Source organism: Vogesella indigofera (genome assembly GCF_028548395.1).
GTDB classification, from domain to species: Bacteria; Pseudomonadota; Gammaproteobacteria; order Burkholderiales; family Chromobacteriaceae; genus Vogesella; species Vogesella indigofera_A.
In genome coordinates, this window is record NZ_JAQQLA010000003.1 from 534,987 (window position 1) to 554,999 (window position 20,013).

General features: G+C 64.6%; 19 protein-coding genes. 6 read left to right on the forward strand and 13 right to left on the reverse strand.

The features are described 5' to 3' along the window. Nucleotides 1-322 precede the first annotated feature (322 nt). Entirely contained in the window at nucleotides 323-1,321 is a 999-nt protein-coding gene (locus tag PQU89_RS04490; RefSeq protein ID WP_272764801.1) for a DNA-binding protein, read from the forward strand. 231 nt (nucleotides 1,322-1,552) lie between these two features. On the opposite strand, the gene trpC is transcribed toward PQU89_RS04490, so the two are convergent. From trpC to yjgA, 4 genes are read right to left on the reverse strand one after another with little or no spacing between them, the layout of a single operon-like run. Then, nucleotides 1,553-2,344 carry an indole-3-glycerol phosphate synthase TrpC gene (gene trpC / locus PQU89_RS04495; protein WP_272764802.1) on the reverse strand — a complete coding sequence of 264 codons (792 nt, stop codon included), beginning with the start codon at nucleotides 2,342-2,344 and terminating at the stop codon, nucleotides 1,553-1,555. Between the two features lie 12 nt (nucleotides 2,345-2,356). Continuing rightward, nucleotides 2,357-3,322, reverse strand: a complete 966-nt coding sequence (locus tag PQU89_RS04500; RefSeq protein WP_272764803.1) for a YheT family hydrolase — start codon at nucleotides 3,320-3,322, stop codon at nucleotides 2,357-2,359. Beyond that, the gene (mog, locus tag PQU89_RS04505) at nucleotides 3,319-3,897 is read right to left on the reverse strand and encodes a molybdopterin adenylyltransferase (RefSeq protein WP_272764804.1); all 579 of its coding nucleotides are present in this window, start codon (nucleotides 3,895-3,897) and stop codon (nucleotides 3,319-3,321) included. Before mog ends, PQU89_RS04500 begins: the two co-directional genes overlap by 4 nt. Before the next feature lie 2 nt (nucleotides 3,898-3,899). Next, nucleotides 3,900-4,457, reverse strand: a complete 558-nt coding sequence (yjgA, locus tag PQU89_RS04510) for a ribosome biogenesis factor YjgA (protein WP_272764805.1) — start codon at nucleotides 4,455-4,457, stop codon at nucleotides 3,900-3,902. Between the two features lie 110 nt (nucleotides 4,458-4,567). On the opposite strand from yjgA, the gene pmbA reads away from it, so the two are divergent. From pmbA to PQU89_RS04525, 3 genes are all read left to right on the forward strand, one after another. Further along, nucleotides 4,568-5,920: a metalloprotease PmbA gene (pmbA, locus tag PQU89_RS04515; RefSeq protein ID WP_272764806.1), complete on the forward strand. Its 1,353-nt coding sequence runs from the start codon at nucleotides 4,568-4,570 to the stop codon at nucleotides 5,918-5,920. Nucleotides 5,921-6,015: 95 nt separating this feature from the next. Continuing rightward, the gene (locus tag PQU89_RS04520; RefSeq protein ID WP_272764807.1) at nucleotides 6,016-7,158 is read left to right on the forward strand and encodes a patatin-like phospholipase family protein; all 1,143 of its coding nucleotides are present in this window, start codon (nucleotides 6,016-6,018) and stop codon (nucleotides 7,156-7,158) included. A gap of 57 nt (nucleotides 7,159-7,215) precedes the next feature. Further along, entirely contained in the window at nucleotides 7,216-7,710 is a 495-nt protein-coding gene (locus tag PQU89_RS04525; protein ID WP_047965386.1) for a disulfide bond formation protein B, read from the forward strand. 59 nt (nucleotides 7,711-7,769) lie between these two features. Here the strand turns inward: PQU89_RS04525 and PQU89_RS04530 are convergent, their stop codons facing one another. The 6 genes from PQU89_RS04530 to ptsP all read right to left on the reverse strand — a co-directional run bounded on the left by PQU89_RS04530 (nucleotide 7,770) and on the right by ptsP (nucleotide 14,798). After that, nucleotides 7,770-7,892, reverse strand: coding sequence for a hypothetical protein (locus tag PQU89_RS04530; protein WP_272757430.1), 123 nt, complete (start codon nucleotides 7,890-7,892; stop codon nucleotides 7,770-7,772). 207 nt (nucleotides 7,893-8,099) lie between these two features. Further along, entirely contained in the window at nucleotides 8,100-8,528 is a 429-nt protein-coding gene (locus PQU89_RS04535; protein WP_047965385.1) for a BLUF domain-containing protein, read from the reverse strand. A gap of 10 nt (nucleotides 8,529-8,538) precedes the next feature. Then, entirely contained in the window at nucleotides 8,539-9,261 is a 723-nt protein-coding gene (folE, locus tag PQU89_RS04540; RefSeq protein WP_272757429.1) for a GTP cyclohydrolase I, read from the reverse strand. Nucleotides 9,262-9,583: 322 nt separating this feature from the next. Next, nucleotides 9,584-11,284 carry a fructose-specific PTS transporter subunit EIIC gene (locus tag PQU89_RS04545; protein WP_272764808.1) on the reverse strand — a complete coding sequence of 567 codons (1,701 nt, stop codon included), beginning with the start codon at nucleotides 11,282-11,284 and terminating at the stop codon, nucleotides 9,584-9,586. 53 nt (nucleotides 11,285-11,337) lie between these two features. Then, entirely contained in the window at nucleotides 11,338-12,297 is a 960-nt protein-coding gene (gene pfkB / locus PQU89_RS04550) for a 1-phosphofructokinase (RefSeq protein ID WP_272764809.1), read from the reverse strand. Further along, entirely contained in the window at nucleotides 12,294-14,798 is a 2,505-nt protein-coding gene (gene ptsP / locus PQU89_RS04555) for a phosphoenolpyruvate--protein phosphotransferase (RefSeq protein ID WP_272764810.1), read from the reverse strand. Before ptsP ends, pfkB begins: the two co-directional genes overlap by 4 nt. A 159-nt stretch (nucleotides 14,799-14,957) precedes the next feature. On the opposite strand from ptsP, the gene PQU89_RS04560 reads away from it, so the two are divergent. After that, complete coding sequence (locus PQU89_RS04560; protein ID WP_272764811.1) at nucleotides 14,958-15,938, forward strand: LacI family DNA-binding transcriptional regulator; 981 nt, start codon at nucleotides 14,958-14,960, stop codon at nucleotides 15,936-15,938. A 100-nt stretch (nucleotides 15,939-16,038) separates the two neighbouring features. On the opposite strand, the gene PQU89_RS04565 is transcribed toward PQU89_RS04560, so the two are convergent. From PQU89_RS04565 to PQU89_RS04575, 3 genes are read right to left on the reverse strand one after another with little or no spacing between them, the layout of a single operon-like run. Beyond that, nucleotides 16,039-16,686 (reverse strand): TetR/AcrR family transcriptional regulator, encoded by a 648-nt coding sequence (locus tag PQU89_RS04565; protein ID WP_272764812.1) that lies wholly within the window; start codon nucleotides 16,684-16,686, stop codon nucleotides 16,039-16,041. A gap of 2 nt (nucleotides 16,687-16,688) precedes the next feature. Next, entirely contained in the window at nucleotides 16,689-17,549 is an 861-nt protein-coding gene (locus tag PQU89_RS04570) for a mechanosensitive ion channel family protein (RefSeq protein ID WP_272757423.1), read from the reverse strand. Nucleotides 17,550-17,566: 17 nt separating this feature from the next. Then, nucleotides 17,567-19,177: a peptide chain release factor 3 gene (locus tag PQU89_RS04575; RefSeq protein WP_272764813.1), complete on the reverse strand. Its 1,611-nt coding sequence runs from the start codon at nucleotides 19,175-19,177 to the stop codon at nucleotides 17,567-17,569. 170 nt (nucleotides 19,178-19,347) lie between these two features. On the opposite strand from PQU89_RS04575, the gene PQU89_RS04580 reads away from it, so the two are divergent. Beyond that, nucleotides 19,348-19,956: a riboflavin synthase subunit alpha gene (locus PQU89_RS04580; protein WP_272764814.1), complete on the forward strand. Its 609-nt coding sequence runs from the start codon at nucleotides 19,348-19,350 to the stop codon at nucleotides 19,954-19,956. The last annotated feature ends 57 nt before the right edge of the window (nucleotides 19,957-20,013 follow it).

Sequence of the window (20,013 nt, forward strand, 5' to 3'; positions counted from 1 at the left end):
TGGGGCGGCGGCGAATTATAGCAGCGCTGCCGGCTGCGGCTGCGCAAGGGTTGGCCGCAACTGGTCATGAGTAGATGGGGGGGCGCTTGTGCTGCCGATCGTGTCGTTTGTGTCGCGAATTTTTTGAGGCATTTTGCCCGTGGCAGGCGGTGCAGCAGTGAAACGTACGCAGTTTGGCCGATTCTGGTGGTTCGATAACATCAAGGCGTGATAATTCATGATTATCACGCTTTTTATTCTTATAAATTTGAAAAATTTAATTTTATAATTGGTATGTATTATCATGGTACGTAATACGTATCAAATTTCAGCGGAGCTTAGCATGGCCAGAAGCGGCATCTACAAATCGGAAGTCCTGCGTGCCAGGGATAATCTGCTGGCGCAGGGGCGCAATCCGTCGATTGACGCCATCCGCTCCGAACTCGGCAACACCGGCTCCAAGACCACCATTCATCGCTACCTGAAAGAGCTGGAAGAGGAAGAGGGCACCGGCGGCGGCGCAAAGGTCGCCGTCAGCGAGGCCATCCAGGAGCTGATCGGTCGGCTGGCCGCCCGCCTGCACGAAGAGGCCGACGAGCGCATTGCCGCGATGGCGGCGGAGTCGGCCGCACAGCTGGCGCAGTGTCGCGAGCAACTGGCGCAGACCACCGCGCAAGCCGAGGTTTGCCAGCAGCAGCTGCAGCAGGTGAGCCAGACGCTGGCGGTCGAGCAGCAGGCGCACGCCGCCACCCGCCTGGCGCTGCAGGCGGCGCAGCTACGCGACGGTCAGCAACAACAGCAGATCATCGGCCTGCAAGAACGGCTGGCAGAAAACCAGGCGCACCGCGTGTCTCTGGAGGAAAAGCATCAACATGCACGCGAAGCGCTGGAGCACTACCGTCAATCGGCGAAGGAGCAGCGTGATCAGGAACAACGCCGCCACGAGCAGCAGGTGCAGCAACTGCAGGCCGAGCTGCGCACCCTCGGCCAGACCTTGATCGTCAAGCAGGACGAGCTGACTCGGCTGTATCAGGACAGCGCCCGCACCGGCGCCGAGCTGCTGGCCGCCAGTCGTGCCCTGCGACAGCAGGAGCAGGAGAGCGCGCGACAGGCACAGACCATGGCGGGGCTACAGGCAAGGATCGTGGAGCAGGAACGCTTGCTGGCGGTGCTGAACGAACGCCTTGAGCAGGCGATCAGCAGCCGCGAGGAGGTGTGGCAGCTATTGCAGCAAGCCAGTACGGCGCCAGCAGCCACGGCGGGCGAGGGACCGACTACTGCGACGAAGGCCGATGGCGGGATAGGGGCCGGCACGGACGAAGCCACCACGCCTCCGGCTTAGCCGTGACCTTGCGGCCAACGTTGGCCGCAAGCTCAGACGCGCATTGAAAGTGGCGCCGGTAGTGTCCGAAAAACCGACGGACAGCGCCCTTGCTTCTAGCCAGGGCTGGCGTGAGCAGCAATCGCCGCCATGCATCAGGGAGAGTGTCGCCGGCACCACCACCGACCCCGAACGACATGTCATAAAAAAACCGGCTCTCGCGGAGCCGGTTTTTTGATGTCGTGCTGCGCTTCAGGCAAACAGCTGCTGCAGGGCGGTGCCCGGGTCACTTTCGCGCATGAAGGCCTCGCCAACCAGGAAGGTGTGCACCTCGTGATCGCGCATGCGCTGCACGTCGTCACGGGTGACGATGCCGCTTTCGGTGACGGCGATGCGGTCATTGCCGATCATCGGCAGCAATTGCAGCGTGGTGTCGAGATTGACCTCGAAGGTGCGCAGATTGCGGTTGTTGACGCCGACCAACGGCGTGCGCAGTTGCAGCGCCGCTTCCAGCTCTGCCGCGTCGTGCACCTCCACCAGCACCGCCATGCCCAGTTCGTGGGCCAGCGCCTCGAAATCCTGCATCTGCGACAGGCTCAGCGCCGCCGCGATCAGCAGGATGCAGTCGGCGCCGATGGCGCGCGCTTCGTAAATCTGATACGGATCGACCATGAAATCCTTGCGCAACACCGGCAGGTTGCAGGCGGCGCGGGCGGCGATCAGGTAGTCCTCGTGCCCCTGGAAGTAGGGTGCGTCGGTCAGCACTGACAGGCAGGCGGCACCGGCCGCTTCGTAGCTGCTGGCGATCGCGGCAGGGTCGAAATCGGCGCGGATGATTCCCTTGCTGGGGCTGGCCTTTTTCACCTCGGCAATCACCGCCGCCAGCTGCTGCTGATGCTTGCTGCGGATGGCGGCCACGAAGTCGCGGTGGTCGCCGCGCTTGGCCTCGGCTGCGGCTCGCACACTGGCCAGCGACTGCTGCGCCGAGCGGGCGGCCACTTCCTCGAATTTGGTGGCGCAGATTTTGTTGAGAATGTCGGACATGCGGATTGTCTTTCAGTCGGTGCCGGTACTGCCCGGCAGGTGAAGATCGAAAAAGGTCAGCAGCCGTTGCGGCAGCCACTGCAGGTGGCCGGGGAAGCGGCCACTGACGAAGCCGACGTGGCCACCATGCTCCGGCTGTTCCAGCGTCACCGCCGGGCTGACTTCGCCATTGCCGGGCAGCGCCGACACTGGCAGAAACGGATCGTTGCGCGCATTCAGCACCAGGGTTGGCCGCACGATATCCTTCAGCAGCGGCTTGCTGCTGGCGCGGCGCCAGTAATCCTGCACGTCGCGATAACCGTGCAGTGGTGCGGTGACCAGATTGTCGAACTCGACGAACGTCTTGCTGTTGCGTACCGCCACGGCATCGAACAGGTCCGGGTGCTGCGCCAGCTGCGCCAGCGATTTCGGCTTCAGCGTATTGAGGAACATGCGGGTGTAGACATGGCGCCCGAAGCCACTATCGAGACAGGTGCTGGCCGCCGCCAGATCCAGCGGCGCCGAGATCGCTGCCGCCGCCTGTGGCAGCGCACGGGCGCCGTGCTCGCCGAGGTAACGCAGTAGCATGTTGCCGCCCAGCGACACGCCGGCGACAAACAGCAGCGCATTGCCGACCGCCAGTCGCTGCAATATCCAGTCGATCTCGGCGGCATCGCCGGCATGGTAGGCGCGGCGCAGCAGGTTGGGCTGGCCGCCACAGCCGCGAAAGTGCGGCACCACACCACGCCAGCCGCGCGCCTTGACCGCGTGCATCAGTGCGCTGGCGTAGTGGCTGTGACTACTGCCTTCCAGACCGTGAAACAGCACCACCAGTGGCGCGCCGGCATCACCATCGACATAGTCGACGGCGATCTCGCCGCCATCCGGCGTCGGCCAGACCTCGCGGCGATAGGCGGGTGGTTGTGATTTGAGAAACAGCGCCGGCCAGATGGTTTGCAGGTGACTGCCGAGCAGCCAGCGTGGCGGGCAATAACTCATGCGCCGGGCTTGACCGCGGATTTCGGACGGAAGGCCTTGACCACCGCATCACGGGTTTCCAGCCAAGGCGCACCGATCAGGTCCAGGCAGTAGGGCACCGCGGCAAAAATGCCGGGTACCACCACCTGCTCGCCGTCGCGCAGGCCTTCCAGCGTCTCACGGATCGCCTTCGGCTGACCGGGCAGGTTCAGGATCAGGCTCTGCTTGCGGATCACGCCCACCTGTCGTGACAGGATCGCGGTCGGCACGAACTTGAGGCTGACCTGGCGCATCTGCTCGCCAAAGCCGGGCATCACCCGGTCGGCAACCGCCAGCGTGGCTTCCGGCGTGACATCGCGCGGCGCCGGGCCGGTGCCGCCGGTGGTGAGCACCAGGTGACAGCCGACGTCGTCGACCAGCTCGCGCAGCGTAGCTTCGATCAGCGCCTGCTCGTCGGCGATCAGCCGGGTTTCGGTGCTGAACGGCGTGGCGATGGCCAGACTCAGCCAGTCCAGCAATGCCGGAATGCCCTTGTCTTCATAAATGCCCTGGCTGGCACGATCAGAAATGGAAACCAGACCGATCTTGATGCTCATGTTCACTCGTCCTGCGTGTCGTCTTGCTCGTCGTCGCTATTGGCCGGCTTGCCCTGTTCCGGAATCAGCTCTTTCAGCAGCTGGAACACCTGGCGGTTGGCTTTCGGCGGCTTGCTTTCCTCGCGCTCCTTGCGGGCATTGCGCACCATGGTGCGCAGCTGCTGCACGTCCAGCTGCGGAAAGTCGTTGATCAACTGCTGCACGTGGCTGTCGTCTTCCACCAGCCGTTCGCGCCAGCGCTCCAGCAGGTGCAGCCAGCGGGTATGGGCACTGGAATCGCCGCGCAGCGCGGCCAGTTGCTGTTCGATCGGCTCCGGATCGATGTCGCGCATCAGCTTGCCGATGTACTGCAGCTGGCGGCGCTTGGCGCCGTTGGCGGTGATTTTCTGGAAATCGAGTACGGCGACCAGCAGGCCGTCGTCCAGATTCATTTTCTTCAGTTTGGCGGCCGGCAGTTCAGTCAGTGCGCGGCCGATGTCCTGCAGCGCATCCATGTCGCGTTTGCGTTGCGATTTGCTGGCAGGTAGCGCATCAGCGCCATCATTATGGTATTCAGGCATGGTAAGGCTTGGTTACGGTTTCAAGCTGGTATGATACCGGAAAAGCACAAGCCACGGCCGATCACCGTGCCATTCCGTGGCGCTATCGTTGACAGATGAAGAAGGCTGCTATGTCAGAACAGATTTTTTCCTACAGCTCACCCGAGCTGGAGTCCATCGCCAGCCGGATACTGGAGCTGGCGCGCGCCGGCGGCGCCACCGCCGCGGAAGCCGACATCTCCGAAGGCTGCGGCCATAGCGTGTCGGTGCGCCTAGCGGAAGTGGAGACCATCGAGTACAACCGCGACAAGGGCGTCTCGATCACGCTGTATCTGGGCCAGAAGAAGGGCCACGCCAGCACCTCCGATTTTTCCGACGTCGCCTTGCAGGACACCGTCAATGCCGCGCTGAACATTGCGCGCTATACCGCCGCCGACGATTGCGCCGGGCTGGCCGATCCGGCGCTGCTGCTGAAGGCAGAGCAGGATCGCGATCTCGATCTCTACCACCCGTGGGATCTGCCGGTGGAAACCGCGATCGAGCTGGCACGCGAATGCGAGGCTGCCGCGCGCGCGGTGGACGCCCGCATCCGCAATTCCGAAGGCGGCACCGTGTCCACCCACGCCACCCGACACTGCTACGCCAACAGTCACGGCTTCATCGGCAGCCAGACCACCTCGCGCCACAGCCTGTCGGCGGCGGTAATCGCCGAGAGCGCCGACGCGATGCAGCGCGACTACTGGTACAGCGCCGCGCGCTGCGCCGATGATCTGTTGTCCGCGGCCAACGTTGGTCGCATCGCCGGCGAGCGCACCGTGCGCCGTCTCGACGGTCGCCGCATCAAGACCGGGCAGTACCCGGTGGTATTCGAGGCACCGATTGCCGGCTCGCTGCTCGGCCACCTGGTGCAGGCGGTCAGCGGCGGCAGCCTGTACCGCAAATCCAGCTTCCTGCTCGATTCGCTCGGCACCGAGGTCTGCGCCGACATCATCACCATCGACGAAGACCCGTTCGTGCTGCGCGGCCTGGCCAGTGGTTGCTGCGACGACGAGGGGGTGGCGACGCGAGAGCGGCGGCTGGTGGACAACGGCGTGCTGCAGGGCTACTTCCTCGGCAGCTACTCGGCGCGCAAGCTGGGCATGCAAAGCACCGGTCACGCCGGCGGCCCGCACAATCTGGCGGTGAAGCCAACACTGGCCGGCGGCCTGGACGCGATACTGCAACGCATGGGCAGCGGCCTGCTGGTCACCGAGCTGATGGGGCAGGGCATCAATATGGTGACCGGCGACTATTCGCGTGGCGCCAGCGGCTTCTGGGTCGAAAACGGCGTCATCGCCTACCCGGTGGAAGAGTTGACCATCGCCGGCAACCTGCGCGACATGCTGAAGCAGATTGACGCCGTCGGTGACGATATCGATCGCCGCGGCAGCCGTCATATGGGTTCGGTGCTGCTGTCGTCGATGATGGTGGCCGGCGAGGCCTAAGCGCGAGCTAACAAGCGCAATCCAATGGTGCCGCGCCCGGTGCGGCACCCGTTTCGGCGCCCGGCTACGGGCGTGTTTTGACAAGGGGGCAGGGCATGACAAAACCTGTCGTGGGTCTGGTGCTGGCCGGCGGTGGCGCGCGGGCAGCCTATCAGGTCGGGGTGCTGATGGCGGTGGCCCGCATGCTGCCGCGCCATGCGGCCAGCCCGTTCCAGGTCATCAGCGGCACCTCTGCCGGCGCCATCAATGCCGTCGGCCTTGCCGCCGGCGCGCAGCATTTCCGCCGCACTACCGCGCACCTGGTGCGGATGTGGCAGTCGGTGCGGGTGGAGGACGTCTATCGCGTTGACGCACCATACTTCGTCAAGGCCTTCCTGCAGTGGGGGGGCTCGCTGCTGACCGGCGGCAAGCTGGTGCACACGCCGCCCAGCTTTCTCGATAACCGTCCGCTGTACCACTACCTGACGCGCACGGTGCAGCTGGAAGGCATCGAGACTGCCATCCAGAGCGGCGCGCTGCGCGCACTGGCGCTGACCGCCTCCTGTTACACCACCGGCCAGTCGGTGAGCTTTTTCGAGGGCAGCGAACAGTTCGAGCCGTGGCACCGCCACCAGCGTTGCGGCCAACGTGAGCGCCTCAGCATCGAGCACCTGATGGCGACCTCGGCGATTCCGCTACTTTTCCCCTCGGCGCGCGTGGACGGCCGCCACTATTGCGATGGCGCCATCCGTCAGATGGCGCCGCTGTCGCCGGCGCTGCACCTCGGCGCGGAACGGCTGTTCGTGATCAATCTGGTCAACCACCAGGAGCGGCACGCCGAACGGCGGCATGCGCAGCAAGCGACCGCGCCCAGCCTGGCTCAGATCTTCGGTCACCTGCTGGATAGCATTTTCATGGACAGTCTGTCGGCGGACATGGAACGGCTGGCGCGCGTCAACCACACCGTGTCGCTGCTGGACGAGTACACCCGCAACCACAACACCGCGCTGAAACGGGTCGAGGTGTTCAATATTTCGCCGAGCGTCTCGCTGGACAGCATTGCCCACCGCCATTTCGATGGCTTCCCGGCGACGATGCGCTTCCTGTTGCGCGGTGCCGGCGCCATGCGGCAGCGCGGCTCGGCGCTGGCCAGCTATTTGCTGTTCCATCCGGCGTACGGCAAGGAACTGGTCGAGTTGGGCTACAAGGATGCGTTTGCCAAAAAAAACGAAATCATGAATTTTTTGTCCGGACGCTAGTCCGATTCACTCCCGTGCCGCCGCCGTGGCGGCATGGTTACTACCAAGGGGTCATCAATGAGTTTTCTGACGCGACGCCAGCTGTATGGCGTGATTGCGGTAATGTGTGCCGCCGCGATGGGCTATGCCCTGTATGCGCAGTATGTGCTGGAGCTGGAACCGTGCCCGCTGTGCATTTTCCAGCGCATCGGCGTGATTGCCGTCGGCAGCTTGGCGCTGCTGGCCGCCATCTTCAACCCGCAAAGGTTGGCCGCAAAACTGTGGTCACTGCTGATCGCCGTGGCGGCGGTGGCCGGGGGCAGCGTGTCGGCGTGGCAGGTATACCTGCAGCACCTGCCACCGGAGCAGGTGCCGGCGTGCGGGCCGGGGCTGGATTTCATGCTGGAAACGCTGCCGATGACCCAGGTGCTGGAGAAGGTATTCAAGGGTAGCGGCGAGTGTGCGCAGATCGACTGGACTTTCCTTGGCCAGTCGATGCCGTTCTGGGTGGGGGCCTTCCTGCTGCTGACCTTGTTGCTGGCGCTGTACAACGGCTGGCGCCAGACCCGCTAAGCCCGCGCGACACTCCAAAAAACAAGGCGCCTGATCGATTCAGGCGCCTTTTTTGCCGGCTACTGTTCGCGGGACTCGCGTTCCAGGCGGCGCCGTTCGATCTCGCGCCGGGCGTTGGCGTTGCGGATGTCGCTGGGACTGGTGCGCGGCATCGGCTTGCCAGTCAGTTCATTGCTGCGCATTTCAGCGCGGACCTGTACGAAATCGGATCTGGGATGAAAGCGTGCCATGGCGTTTCTCCGAATTGTCTACTGGACAGTGCCACCGATTAAAACGGCTGCACATTGCTACTGTATTACACGTTTGACAGAATTTTGGCAATTGGTGCTGCACTGCACTGTTGCCAGTGTGCATAAAAAAGGCCTGCCGGTATGGGCAGGCCTGGTGGCTCAGTGACAGCGTCCGACAATGGCGGCGGTGGCGATCAGCTCCTCCAGTAGCGCCATCGACGCCGAACCGCGCACGCTGAACGGGTCCAGCAGCGGTTTCTCGGAAAAACGCAGCAGCAGCGACGGGTTGACCTTGGCCAGGTTGACCTGACCCATGGTCCAGTTGGCAAAGCGGCGCTCGCGAATTTCCTCGAAGTGCAGCAGCTCGACATTCTGGTGACGCGGATCGCGCACAATGCTGTTGTACAGCGAGGACACCTCGGCGCGGCCGCCTTCCAGCACCTGGATGAAGATGTCGCCGCTATAGCACAGGATGCCGGTCAGGCCGCGCTCCGGATTGTGCTTGTGGGACTGGGCGAGGATGTTGTCGAGCACTTCCGCGCTGTAGGGCTGGGCGGCGCGGCTGGCGTAGAGCAGACGAACGAGCATGACAGTTTCCTCAGGCTTTCTTGTTGGGCAGCAGCGCCAGGAATTCGCGGCGCAGGTCCGGGTTCTTCAGGAACGAGCCGCGCATCACGCTGTTGATCATCTTCGATTCCATGTCCTTCACGCCGCGCCAGTTCATGCAGAAGTGGTCGGCTTCCATCACGATAGCGAGACCGTCCGGGTTCATTTTGTTTTGTAGCAGATCGGCCAGCTGGATAACGGCTTCCTCCTGGATCTGCGGGCGGCTCATGATCCATTCCGCCAGCCGCGCATACTTGGACAGGCCGATCAGGTTGGAGTGCTCGTTCGGCATCACGCCGATCCACAACTTGCCGAGGATCGGGCAGAAGTGGTGCGAGCAGGCGCTGCGCACGGTGATCGGGCCGACGATCATCAGCTCGTTGAGATGCTCTGCATTGGGAAACTCGGTGACCGGCGGCTCGGCGATGTAACGGCCCTTGAATACCTCGTTGAGGTACATCTTGGCGACGCGGCGCGCGGTGTCCTGGGTGTTATGATCGCTGTCGGTATCGATGACCAGGCTTTCCAGCACCGCTTTCATTTTGTCCTGCACTTCGTCCAGCAGTTCTTCCATCTCGCCCGGTTCGATGAAGGCGGCGATATTGTCATTGGCGTGGAAACGCTGCCGCGACTGGCGGATGCGCTCGCGGATGCGGGTCGATGCCGGCGCTTTGTACTGGGTTACGGCATCGTTTTTTTGGCTGTCGTTACTCACGCAGGATCTCCTGTGGCGTGGCTGCGGCACGCGGGGTAGTGCGCACCAGTGGTGGGTAGCCGCTGCAGGTGGGAACATGGCGGCCTGCAGCCGGATCTGGGATGGTAATCCATGCCATATGGTGCCAATTATGCGTTCTTAAACAGGCGGGTCATAGTTTTCTGTCGCACCGGCTGTGCTGTTGCCGGCCCGGCGGCACGATCAGCGCGTGTCCGGCGCCGTCCCTGTCTGGAGCATAGCTAATAAAATAACGGGCTGACCGCGTTTGGCGGTCAGCCCGGCTGCAAAACGCAAGCAAGGGAGAGTAATCGTCAGGTGGCGCTCAGTCGGTGCGCGCCTTCTTCAGTACGCCGAGCAGCACGGCGGTCAGCGCGGTACCGGCCGCCAGTGCCACCAGGTACATGCCGAGGTTGGTCACCGCATTCGGGATCGGCAGCACGAACACGCCGCCGTGCGGTACGCGCAGCTCACAACCGGCCGCCATGGAGATGGCACCAGCCAGCGCCGAGCCGGCCACCAGCGCCGGGATCACGCGCAGCGGGTCCTTGGCGGCAAACGGGATCGCGCCCTCGGTGATGAAGGAAATACCCAGCACGCCGGCGGCCTTGGCGCCTTCGCGCTCATCGGCGGAGAAGCGGTTCTTGAACAGCAGCGCGGCCAGCGCGATGCCCAGCGGCGGCGTCATGCCGGCGGCCATCACCGCCGCCATCGGCGCGTACACCTGGCTGGCGAGCAGGCCGGTGGAGAAGGTGTAGGCCGCCTTGTTGATCGGGCCGCCCATGTCGAACGCCATCATGCCGCCGAGGATCATGCCCAGTGCCAGTGCGCTGGAGCCCTGCAGGCCCTTCAGCCATTCGGTGACGATATTGAGTGCCACGGCCACCGGCTGGCCCAGCACGTAGTACATCAGCAGGCCGACGATGGTGGTACCCAGCAGCGGCAGGATCAGCACCGGCTTCAGGCCGTCGAAGTTGCGGCCGAGCTGGATTTTCTCGTTCAGGTATTTCACCGCGTAACCGGCGATGAAACCGGCGACGATGCCGCCGAGAAAGCCGGAACCGATCGAGCTGGCGATCATGCCGCCGGCCATGCCCGGTGCGATGCCGGGACGGTCGGCGATGGAGTAGGCGATGTAACCGGCCAGGATCGGCACCATCAGTGCAAAGGAGGCCTTGGCGCCGATGGTGAACAGCGTCCAGCCGAGGGTACCCTTGAACGCGTCTTCGTAAACGTAGATGCCGCCCAGCGCGAAGCCGAGTGCGATCAGCAGACCACCGGTGACCACGAACGGCAGCATGAACGACACGCCGGTCATCAGGTGCTTGTAGGCGCCACTGCGTTCCGACGTGGCGGCAACGTTGGCCGCAGCGCTGGCGGCCGCCTTGCCGTTGGAGGCATGTGCGCGGGCCTCGATCTGTGCACGCTTGATCAGCGCCTGACCGTCATTGATGGCGGCCTTGGTGCCGCTGCTGAACACGCGCTTGCCGTCGAAACGCGACAGGTCGACCTGGGTGTCGGCGGCGATGACCACCAGGTCGGCATCGCCAATGTCGCTGGCGGTGAGCGCGTTCTGCGAACCGACCGAGCCCTGGGTCTCGACCTTGATCTGGTGACCCAGTTGCTGCGCGCCCTGGGTCAGGCCTTCGGCGGCCATGAAGGTGTGCGCGATACCGGTCGGGCATGAGGTGATGGCGACGATGCGCAGCGTGGTGACCGGCTCGTGCGCGCCCAGCGCTTTGCCTATCACCGCGCCGGCGTCGGCCAGCACCGCTTCCAGCGTGGCCTGATGGGCCGGCTTGCCGCCCAGACGGGCCAGGTCGGCGTCGCCTTCGGCGATCACCACCACCGCGTCGGCGCTGGCGATGCGGCCGGCGTCCAGCAGGCCCTGCACCCCCTGCGCATTGCGGATTTCAATACTGATCTGGTGGCCGGCCTGGGTGGCGGCCTTGCGTAGCGCTTCGGCGGCGAGTTGGCCCTGCGCTACCCGCTGCGGGCAGGCGATGATGGCCAGAATGGTGGACATGGTGAATCTCCTCTTTGTGTGTGCCGGATCGGCTTATGTGTGGTACGCAGTGCTTACTCGGTAATGCGCTCGATCTGGATACGTTCCGCCAGCTGGCAGACGTCTTGCCGTGGCGGCAGGTTGGGGCCGAACTGCCCCAGCTTGGCGGCGGCAAAGGCCATGCCCAGGCGCAGCACCTCCGGCCACGCCAGCTGCGCGCTCAGCGCCGCCACCAGCCCGGCGACCAGCGCGTCGCCGGCGCCGACGCTGCTGTGGATGTCGCTGAGTGTCAGCGGCTCGGCAAACCAGCAGCCGTCGGCGCAGCAGAGCAGGGCGCCGTCACTGCCCAGCGACACCACCACCACCGCGATGCCGCGCTGCTGCAGCTCGCGGGCGGCGGCGACCAGTTCGTCGCGGCTGGCCAGCGTGCGGCCAAGGTACTGTTCCAGTTCGTGCTGGTTGGGCTTGATCAGCCATGGCAGCTCGTCCGGCGGCAGCGCCAGCGCCTGCTGCAACGCGGTGCTACTGCTGTCGAGCAACACGCGGGCGCCGAGGCTGCGCAGCTGGCGGCAGAATTGCGCCCAGCTGTCGTCGCCGACGCCGGCGGGCAGGCTGCCGGCCAGCACCACGTAACGGTCGGCGTCAGCCTGCTCGTCCAGCAGTAGCTGCAGGCGGTCGAGCGCTTCTTCATTGGCGCTCATGCCCGGCAGGTTGATGTCGGTGGTGTCCAGCGTGCTGCGGTCGACCAGCTTGATGTTGGTGCGGGTGCTGCCGGCGACGCGGATGAAGGCGTCGCGGATGCCCTTGTCGGCAAACAGGTTCTCGAACGGCGCGGCGTTGTCGCGGCCGAGCAGGCCGCTGGCGATCACCGGCACCCCCCAGTCGGCGAGGCAGCTGGCGACATTGACGCCCTTGCCGCCGGCGTTGACGTGCACCTCGCCGGCGATATTGACCGCGCCGGGGCGCAGCGCGTCCAGCGTCACCGTCTGGTCGATGGCCGGGTTCAGTGTCACGGTGATGACCGTTGTGCTCATGCTGAGGCTCCGGTCAGCGCGCGCACTTCGGCGGCGCTGTCGCAATTGAGGGCACGCTGCGCCAGCTGCTGCAGCTCGGCAAGGTTGGCCGCACGGATGCTGGCCTTGGCGCCGGGAATGTCGCGCGGGCTCATCGACAGCTCGGCCACGCCGAGGCCGGTGAGGATCGCCGCGCCCAGCGGATCGCCGGCCATGCCGCCGCAGACGCCGACCCAGCGGCCGTGGGCATCGGCGCCGGCCACGGTCTGCGCGATCAGGCGCAGCACCGCCGGGTGCAGGCTGTCGGCTTCCGCCGCCAGTTCCGGATGCTGGCGGTCGATGGCCAGCACGTACTGCGTCAGGTCGTTGGTGCCGACCGAGAAGAAATCGACATGCTCGGCGAGGCGGTCGGCCATGGTGGCGGCGGCCGGCACTTCCACCATGATGCCCAGCGGCACCACCGGCGCATTCAGTGCCACGCGCACCTGTTCGCACTGCGCGCGCAGCGCCTTCACCTCGGCCAGGGTGCTGACCATCGGGAACATGATCGACAGCGGGCCGTGGCTGGCGGCGCGGTACAGCGCGCGTAGTTGCGGCAGCAGCAGATCGGGGCGGCGTAACAGCAGGCGCACGCCGCGCACGCCGAGGAACGGGTTTTCCTCGTGCGGCAGATTGAGATAGGGCACCTGCTTGTCACCACCGATGTCCAGCGTGCGGATCACCAGCGGCTTGCCGTCCAGCGCGCTGAGCATGCCGCGATAAGTCTGGTACTGCTCTTCCTCGTCCGGCGCGTCGTCGCGCTCCAGGAACAGGAATTCGGTCCGCATCAGGCCGACGCCCTCGGCCCCGGCCTGCAGCGCGGCGGCGACTTGCTCCGGGCGGTTGACGTTGGCCGCCACCTCGATCTGGCGCGCGCCGTCGGCGGTGACGGCCGGCTGCTGTGCGGCGCTGGCGGCTTGCTGCTGCTTGTCGCGCTGCGCCTGTTGCCACTGCTGCGCGCTGGCGAGGTCTTCGTCGCTGGCGTTGAGATAGATGGTGCCGCTGTCGCCATCGACGATCAGCGTGGCGCCGTCCTGGATGTCCAGCACCGCGGCGCCGGCGGCGACCACCGCCGGCAGGTCCAGCGTACGTGCCAGGATGGCTGTGTGCGAGGTCGGGCCGCCCTGGGCGGTGACCAGCGCCAGTGTCTGCTGCGGATTCAGCGTCGCGGTGTCGGACGGGGCCAGGTCATTGGCAATCAGGATTTCATTGTGGCCCTGGGTCCTGGCGCCATCCTGCAGCTGCAGATCCGGTGCCAGTCGGGCCAGCACGCGGCGGCCAACGTCACGCAAATCGGTGGCACGCGCGGCCAGCAACGGGTTGCCCAGCGCCGCCAGGCGGTCGGCGAGGCGTTGCACCGCCTCGTGCCACGCCCACGCCACGCCGTGGCCTTCCACCATCAGCTGGCAGGTGAGGGTAATCAAGTCGGTGTCGGACAGCAATTCGGCCTGCGCCAGGAAAATGCTGCCTTCGGTCTTGCCGAGGCGGCGGGTGGTGTCTGCGGCCAACGTTTGCAGCTGCTCACGGGTGGCTTGCAGCGCGCTTTCCAGCAGGTCGCCGTCGTAACCCAGTGTGGCCGGGATGTCCGGCACCTGGATTGCCTGCGACTTCATCACCCGCGCCTGACCAATCACCAACCCTGGGCTGGCGCTGATGCCGCGCAGCGCCAGGACTTTGCCCGGCGCCTGCCAGTGCTGGCGCTTGGCGTTGGCGGCGGCCTTGCGTGCCGCTTCGGCGTCGGCCACTTCCTGCGCGGTGAGCTGGTTGGCGGTCGCCAGCAGCGCGTCCAGCGCCGCGGCGGCGTCAGGGCCGTCGGCGGAGAAGTGCAGCTGGTGGCCGAATTCGGCGCCGATCTGCAGCAGGCCGATCAGGTTCTTGGCGTCGGCGACTTCGTTGCCGTTGCGGATCTGCAGCGTGGCAGCAAAGCGGCGTGCCTGCTCGGTCCACAGCCGTGCCGGCCGTGCGTGCAGGCCGTTGGGGTAGTTCATCTGCCAGCTAAGGCTCAGGCTCAGGTCGCTGGCGGCGGCTTGTGGTGCGGCCGGTGCCACCGCGCTGTCGTCCAACGCACTGATCAGCGCGTAGGGGTCGGCGGTGGTGAACAGCTCGCCCAGCCGGGCCTCATCCTGTAGCAGGCGGGTCAAACGGCGCAGCAGCGCGATGTGTTCGTCGGATTGCGCGGCGATGGCGATCACCAGATGCACGCGCTGGCCCGGATTCCACTCCACGCCTTCCGGCACCTGCAGGATGGCAATGCCGGTTTCGTTGATCAGGTGGCGGTCTTCGATCATGCCGTGAGGAATGGCGACGCCATGACCCAGAAAAGTATTGGCAACGGTTTCGCGGCGCAGCAGGCTGTCGATGTAGGCGGGGGCGATGCGGCCGGCCTTGGCCAGCAATTCGCCTGCCGCCTTGATTGCAATGGTTTTTTCGCTAACGGTGGCGCCAAGCTGGATCAGCTCGTTGCGGATAATCTGGGTGGTCATGGCATCCTGTCTCCGGTGTGTTTTTCTGTATCGCTGACTACAATTGAAATCGATACCACTTTTTGTGTCAATATTTGTTGCACGATTGGTGTTAACATTTCGACAAAATTGTCAGGCAGGCCAACTACGGTCTGATGAAATCGATTCCGGAGCAGGCGAGTGGCAAAGATCAAGGATGTGGCAGCAGCGGCGGGTGTCTCCCCGTCAACCGTCTCCAGGGTGTTGTGTAACGGCCCGGTCAGCGACAAGGTGCGCAAGCGGGTCGAGGCGGCGATGGCCAGGCTGGACTACCGCCCTAATCTGGCGGCGCGACGGCTGCGCTCCCAGCACACCGACACTATAGGATTGATCGTGTCGGATATCCGCAACCCGTTCTTTACCGCGGTCAGCCGCGCGGTGGAGGACGAGGCCTACCGTAACGGCATGCGCGTGATCCTGTGCAATACCGACGAAAACCCGGACAAGGAAGCGATGTACCTGCGCCTGATGCAGGAAGAGCGCGTCACCGGTGTGATCTTTGCGCCGACGCGACAGATGGTGGCCAGCATCGACCCGCAGGCGCTGGGCTTTCCGGTGGTGATGATCGACCGCGTTAGCGCCGATGCCGCCACCGATGCGGTGGTGCTGGACAACCGCCGTGCCGCCGCGCAGCTGGTCGGCCACCTGTTGCAGCAGGGCTATCGCGACATCGGCGGCCTGTTCGGCAATACCAGCAACACCGGCATGGAGCGCCACGCCGGATTTAGCGAGGCGCTGCAGCAGGCCGGCTTGGCCGCGCCGGCGCGTTTCGTGGCGCCAAGCGTGGAGGCGGCGGAGCAGGCGGTGCTGCAGTGGCTGGCCGAGCCGGCGCGACCGCAGGCGCTGCTGGTCAGCAACGGTGTGCTGCTACTGGGCGCGGTGCGCGCGATCAAGTCCGCCAGCCTGCACTGGCCGCAGGATGTGGCGCTGGTCGGCTTCGACAACGAGGTGTGGACTGATCTTCTCGGCGACGGCCTGACCGTGGTGGAGCAGCCGGTGAACGAGATCGGCCGCACCGCGATGGCGATGTTGCTGGAGCGGCTGGACGAGCCGGAGCGCAGCCAGCGCATCGTGGTGCTGCAGGGCAAACTGGTGGTGCGCGGCAGCAGCCTGACGCTGTAAGAACCTGCTCAATGCCTGCCGCGCTTCGGCGCATCAAAAAACACTGCGGCCAACCTTGTGCAAGGTTGGCCGCAGTGTTTTGCCGGAGCCGGTTTATCGCTCAGTCGCGCAGGTGGCGTGCCAGCAGTTGCTGGAAGGCGGGCAGGAATTCGGGGCTGACGTAGGGCTTCAGCAGTGCCAGCACCTGACGCACGCCGCGATGACCGGACGCCTCGTTAATCGGCTCGTTGGGGCGCGCGGTCTGCTCGAAGGCGAACCAGAACTTCACCACCAGCCAGATATTGATCGACACCGCCTCGATGTCCTCCAGTGCCATCTGCAGCAGGCCGAGGCGGATGAACTCGCGGAAGTGGCCTTCCAGGATCGCCTTCATCTCGTTGTGCACGAACTGGTGATAGTCGCGCTGCAGCTGCGGATTGCGCGCCATCAGCCCGGGCAGATCGTAGAACATGAAACGGAAGCGCCACATCGCCTCGAAGGCGGTGTCCAGATAATTCACCAGGTCGGTGACATCCATCGCCCGGTCCTGCGGCACAGCCAGTCGCTCGGTGATGAAGCCACGATAGAGCAGGAAGATCTGGTAGACGATCTCTTCCTTGTTGCGGAAGTGGTAGTACAGGTTGCCGGGACTGATACCGAGGTGGGCGGCGATGTGGTTGGTGGTGATGCTGCGCTCGCCGTGCTCGTTGAACAGGGTCAGGCTCTCCTGCACGATGCGGTCGTAGGTCTTGATGCGGGTTTTTTGCATGGTCAGTCCGCGGCGGGCGCCGCCGGGTGCGGTTCTGTTTCCGGGAAGCACTCGAACATGAAGCGATGCAGGATCGCCTGCTCGATGCGCTGTCGTTCACGCGGCGGCAGCGCAATGCGAGCGATCAGCCGGTATTCCTTTTCGCTGGCCGGCTGCAGCGAAATGCGCGGCTCCACCGACGGCGTGTCCATCAGCAGCTTGCTTTCCAGCATTGCCATGTGACGGCGGGCGCCTTCCAGATGCGGCGCGCAGGCCTCGTTGGCGATCTCCTGCAGCAGGCGTTCCGCCCTGGCCGGGCGCACGCTGTACGGCAGCGGGATGGTGATGATGTGCATCACGTAATCGCCGGTGAAGTTTTCGCGTGCCACCGCCTGCGTCAGCAGCAGGCTGTTGGGGAAGTTCAGCGAGCGGCCGGTGGCCTGGTGCGCATCGTGGCGCGGGCCGATCTCGATGATGGTGGTGCTGAGCATGGTGATGTCCATCACCCGGCCGCGGATGGTGCCGATCTCGATGATGTCGCCCAGCTCGTAGCTGCCCGACATCGAACGCACCAGCCCGCCGCCGAGGCACATCAGCAGCTCCTTGGTGGCCACCACCAGCGCCGCGGTGAACGCCACCATCGACAGCGCGATGGTCTGCAGCTCGCGCGCCCAGATGGTAACGAAGCCGGCCAGCCCGATGATGATCAGCGCGTTGCGGATGTTGATCATCCAGCGGCGGCGGGTATCCACCGGCACCCGCGGGTTGGCCGCAATGGTGCGCACGATACTGCCGTAAATCAGCAGCAGCACCACGACCAGCACCGCGGAGCGGAAGAAGTCCGAACCGTAGCTGTGGAACAGCGAGACTAGCCAGGCGGGCATCAGCGCATCCCCCGTCATCAATCGTTCAGTTTCACTGCGTGTTCACGCGTTTCGTGGAACACGATGTCAGGCCAGCGTTCCTGCGTCAGCGCCAGGTTGACGCGGTTGGGCGCCAGATAGGCGAGGTTGCCGCCGGCGTCGGTGGCGATGTTCATCACCAGCGCGTCACTGAATTCGTCCAGCTTCTTGCGGTTGTCGCAGCTGAACCAGCGCGCCGACCAGATGTTGGACGATTCGAACACGGCATCGACGCCGTACTCTGCGGCCAGGCGGGAGGCCACCACTTCAAACTGCAGCACGCCGACCGCGCCGAGGATCAGGTCGCCGCCGCTGTGCGGCTTGAACACCTGCACCGCACCTTCTTCGCCCAGCTGTTGCAGGCCTTTTTGCAGCTGCTTCAGCTTCAGCGGGTTCTTGATGCGCACACTGCGGAACATTTCCGGGGCAAAGAACGGGATGCCGGTAAAGGTCAGCTCTTCGCCGGAGGAGAAGCTGTCGCCGATCTGGATGTTGCCGTGGTTGGGGATGCCGATGATGTCGCCGGCAAACGCCTCTTCCACGATCTCGCGGTCGTGCGACATGAAGGTCACCACCGAGCTGGCGGCAATGTCACGGTTCAGGCGCAGGTGCTTCATCTTCATGCCGCGCTCGAAACGGCCGGAGCACACGCGCAGGAAGGCGATGCGGTCGCGGTGTTTCGGGTCCATATTGGCCTGGATCTTGAACACGAAGCCGGAGAACTTGCCCTCGGTCGGCGCCACGTCGCGCACGGTGGCGTCACGCAGCTGTGGCGCCGGCGCCCAGTTGATCAGCGCGTCCAGAATCTCGCGCACGCCGAAGTTGTTGATCGCCGAGCCGAAGAACACCGGTGTCAGCTCGCCGGCGAGGAATTCGTCCAGATTCCACTCGTTGGAGGCGCCCTTGACCAGTTCGATCTCCATGCGCAGCTGCTCCATTTCCAGCGGGAACAGCTCGTCCAGACGCGGGTTGTCGATACCCTTGATGATCTCGATGTCGCTGATCAGCTTCTCGCTGCCGGCTTCGAACAGGATCACCTCGTCAGACAGCAGGCTGTACACGCCGCGGAAGGCCTTGCCCATGCCGATCGGCCAGGTGATCGGCGCGCAGCGGATCTTCAGCACGTTTTCGACTTCGTCCAGCAGCTCCAGCGAATCGCGCACTTCACGGTCGTACTTGTTCATGAAGGTGACGATAGGCGTGTTGCGCAGGCGGCAGACGTTGAGCAGCTTGATGGTCTGCTCTTCCACGCCCTTGGCGGCGTCGATCACCATCAGCGCGCTGTCCACCGCGGTCAGTACGCGGTAGGTGTCTTCGGAGAAGTCCTGGTGACCCGGGGTATCCAGCAGGTTGACGGTGTGGTCGCGATAGTCGAACTGCATTACCGACGACGCCACCGAGATGCCGCGCTGCTTCTCGATTTCCATCCAGTCGGAGGTGGCGAACTTGCCGCCTTTCTTGCCCTTGACGGTACCGGCCATCTGGATCGCACCAGAGAACAGCAGCAGTTTTTCGGTCAGCGTGGTTTTACCGGCGTCAGGGTGGGAGATGATGGCGAAGGTGCGGCGACGGGCAACTTCATCGGCAATGCGGATCAGTTCGGCGGACATGGCTTCCAGTAGGGCAAAGATTCGAAAAAACAGGCGATTGTACTGGATTTCGGCCGGCTTTTGCGCGCCGGCATACGCTGCTGCGGCCAACCTTGCTGGCAGCGAGGTCGGATTTTGCGCTGCAACGCGGTACAATCGATGATCGTTTGTCCTGAAATGAAGGCAAAACCATGTTCACTGGCATTGTGCAAGGCATGGCGCGCATCGTCGCCATTGAAGAAAAAACCGCATTCCGCAGCCACCGGCTGGCGCTGCCGGCCGCGTTGTTGCCCGGCCTGCAGATCGGCGCCTCGGTGGCACACAACGGCTGCTGCCTGACGGTGACCCGCATCGACGGCGAGGAAGTCAGTTTCGACCTGATGGCGGAAACCCTGCTCCTGACCAATCTCGGCACGCTTAAGGTCGGCGACCTGGTCAACGTCGAGCGCGCCGCGCGTTTTGGCGACGACATCGGTGGCCACGCGATGTCCGGCCACATCATGTCCACCGCCACCGTGACCGAGGTGATCAGCAGCCCGGACAACCGCACCGTCTGGTTCCGTCTGCCGGCTGCGCTGACCAAATACGTGCTGAAAAAGGGCTATATCGGTATTGACGGCTGCAGCCTGACCATCGGCGACGTATCGGGCGACACCTTCTGCGTGCACCTGATCCCGGAAACGCTGCAGCGCACGCTGATGGGCGTACGCCAGGCCGGCGACATCGTCAACATCGAGATCGACCCGCAGACCCAGGCCATCGTCGACACCGTGGAACGGGTACTGGCGGCGCGGACATGACGCGCTGCGGCCAAGGTTGGCCGCAACAATAGATACAGATTACAGGCGCGCGGACGC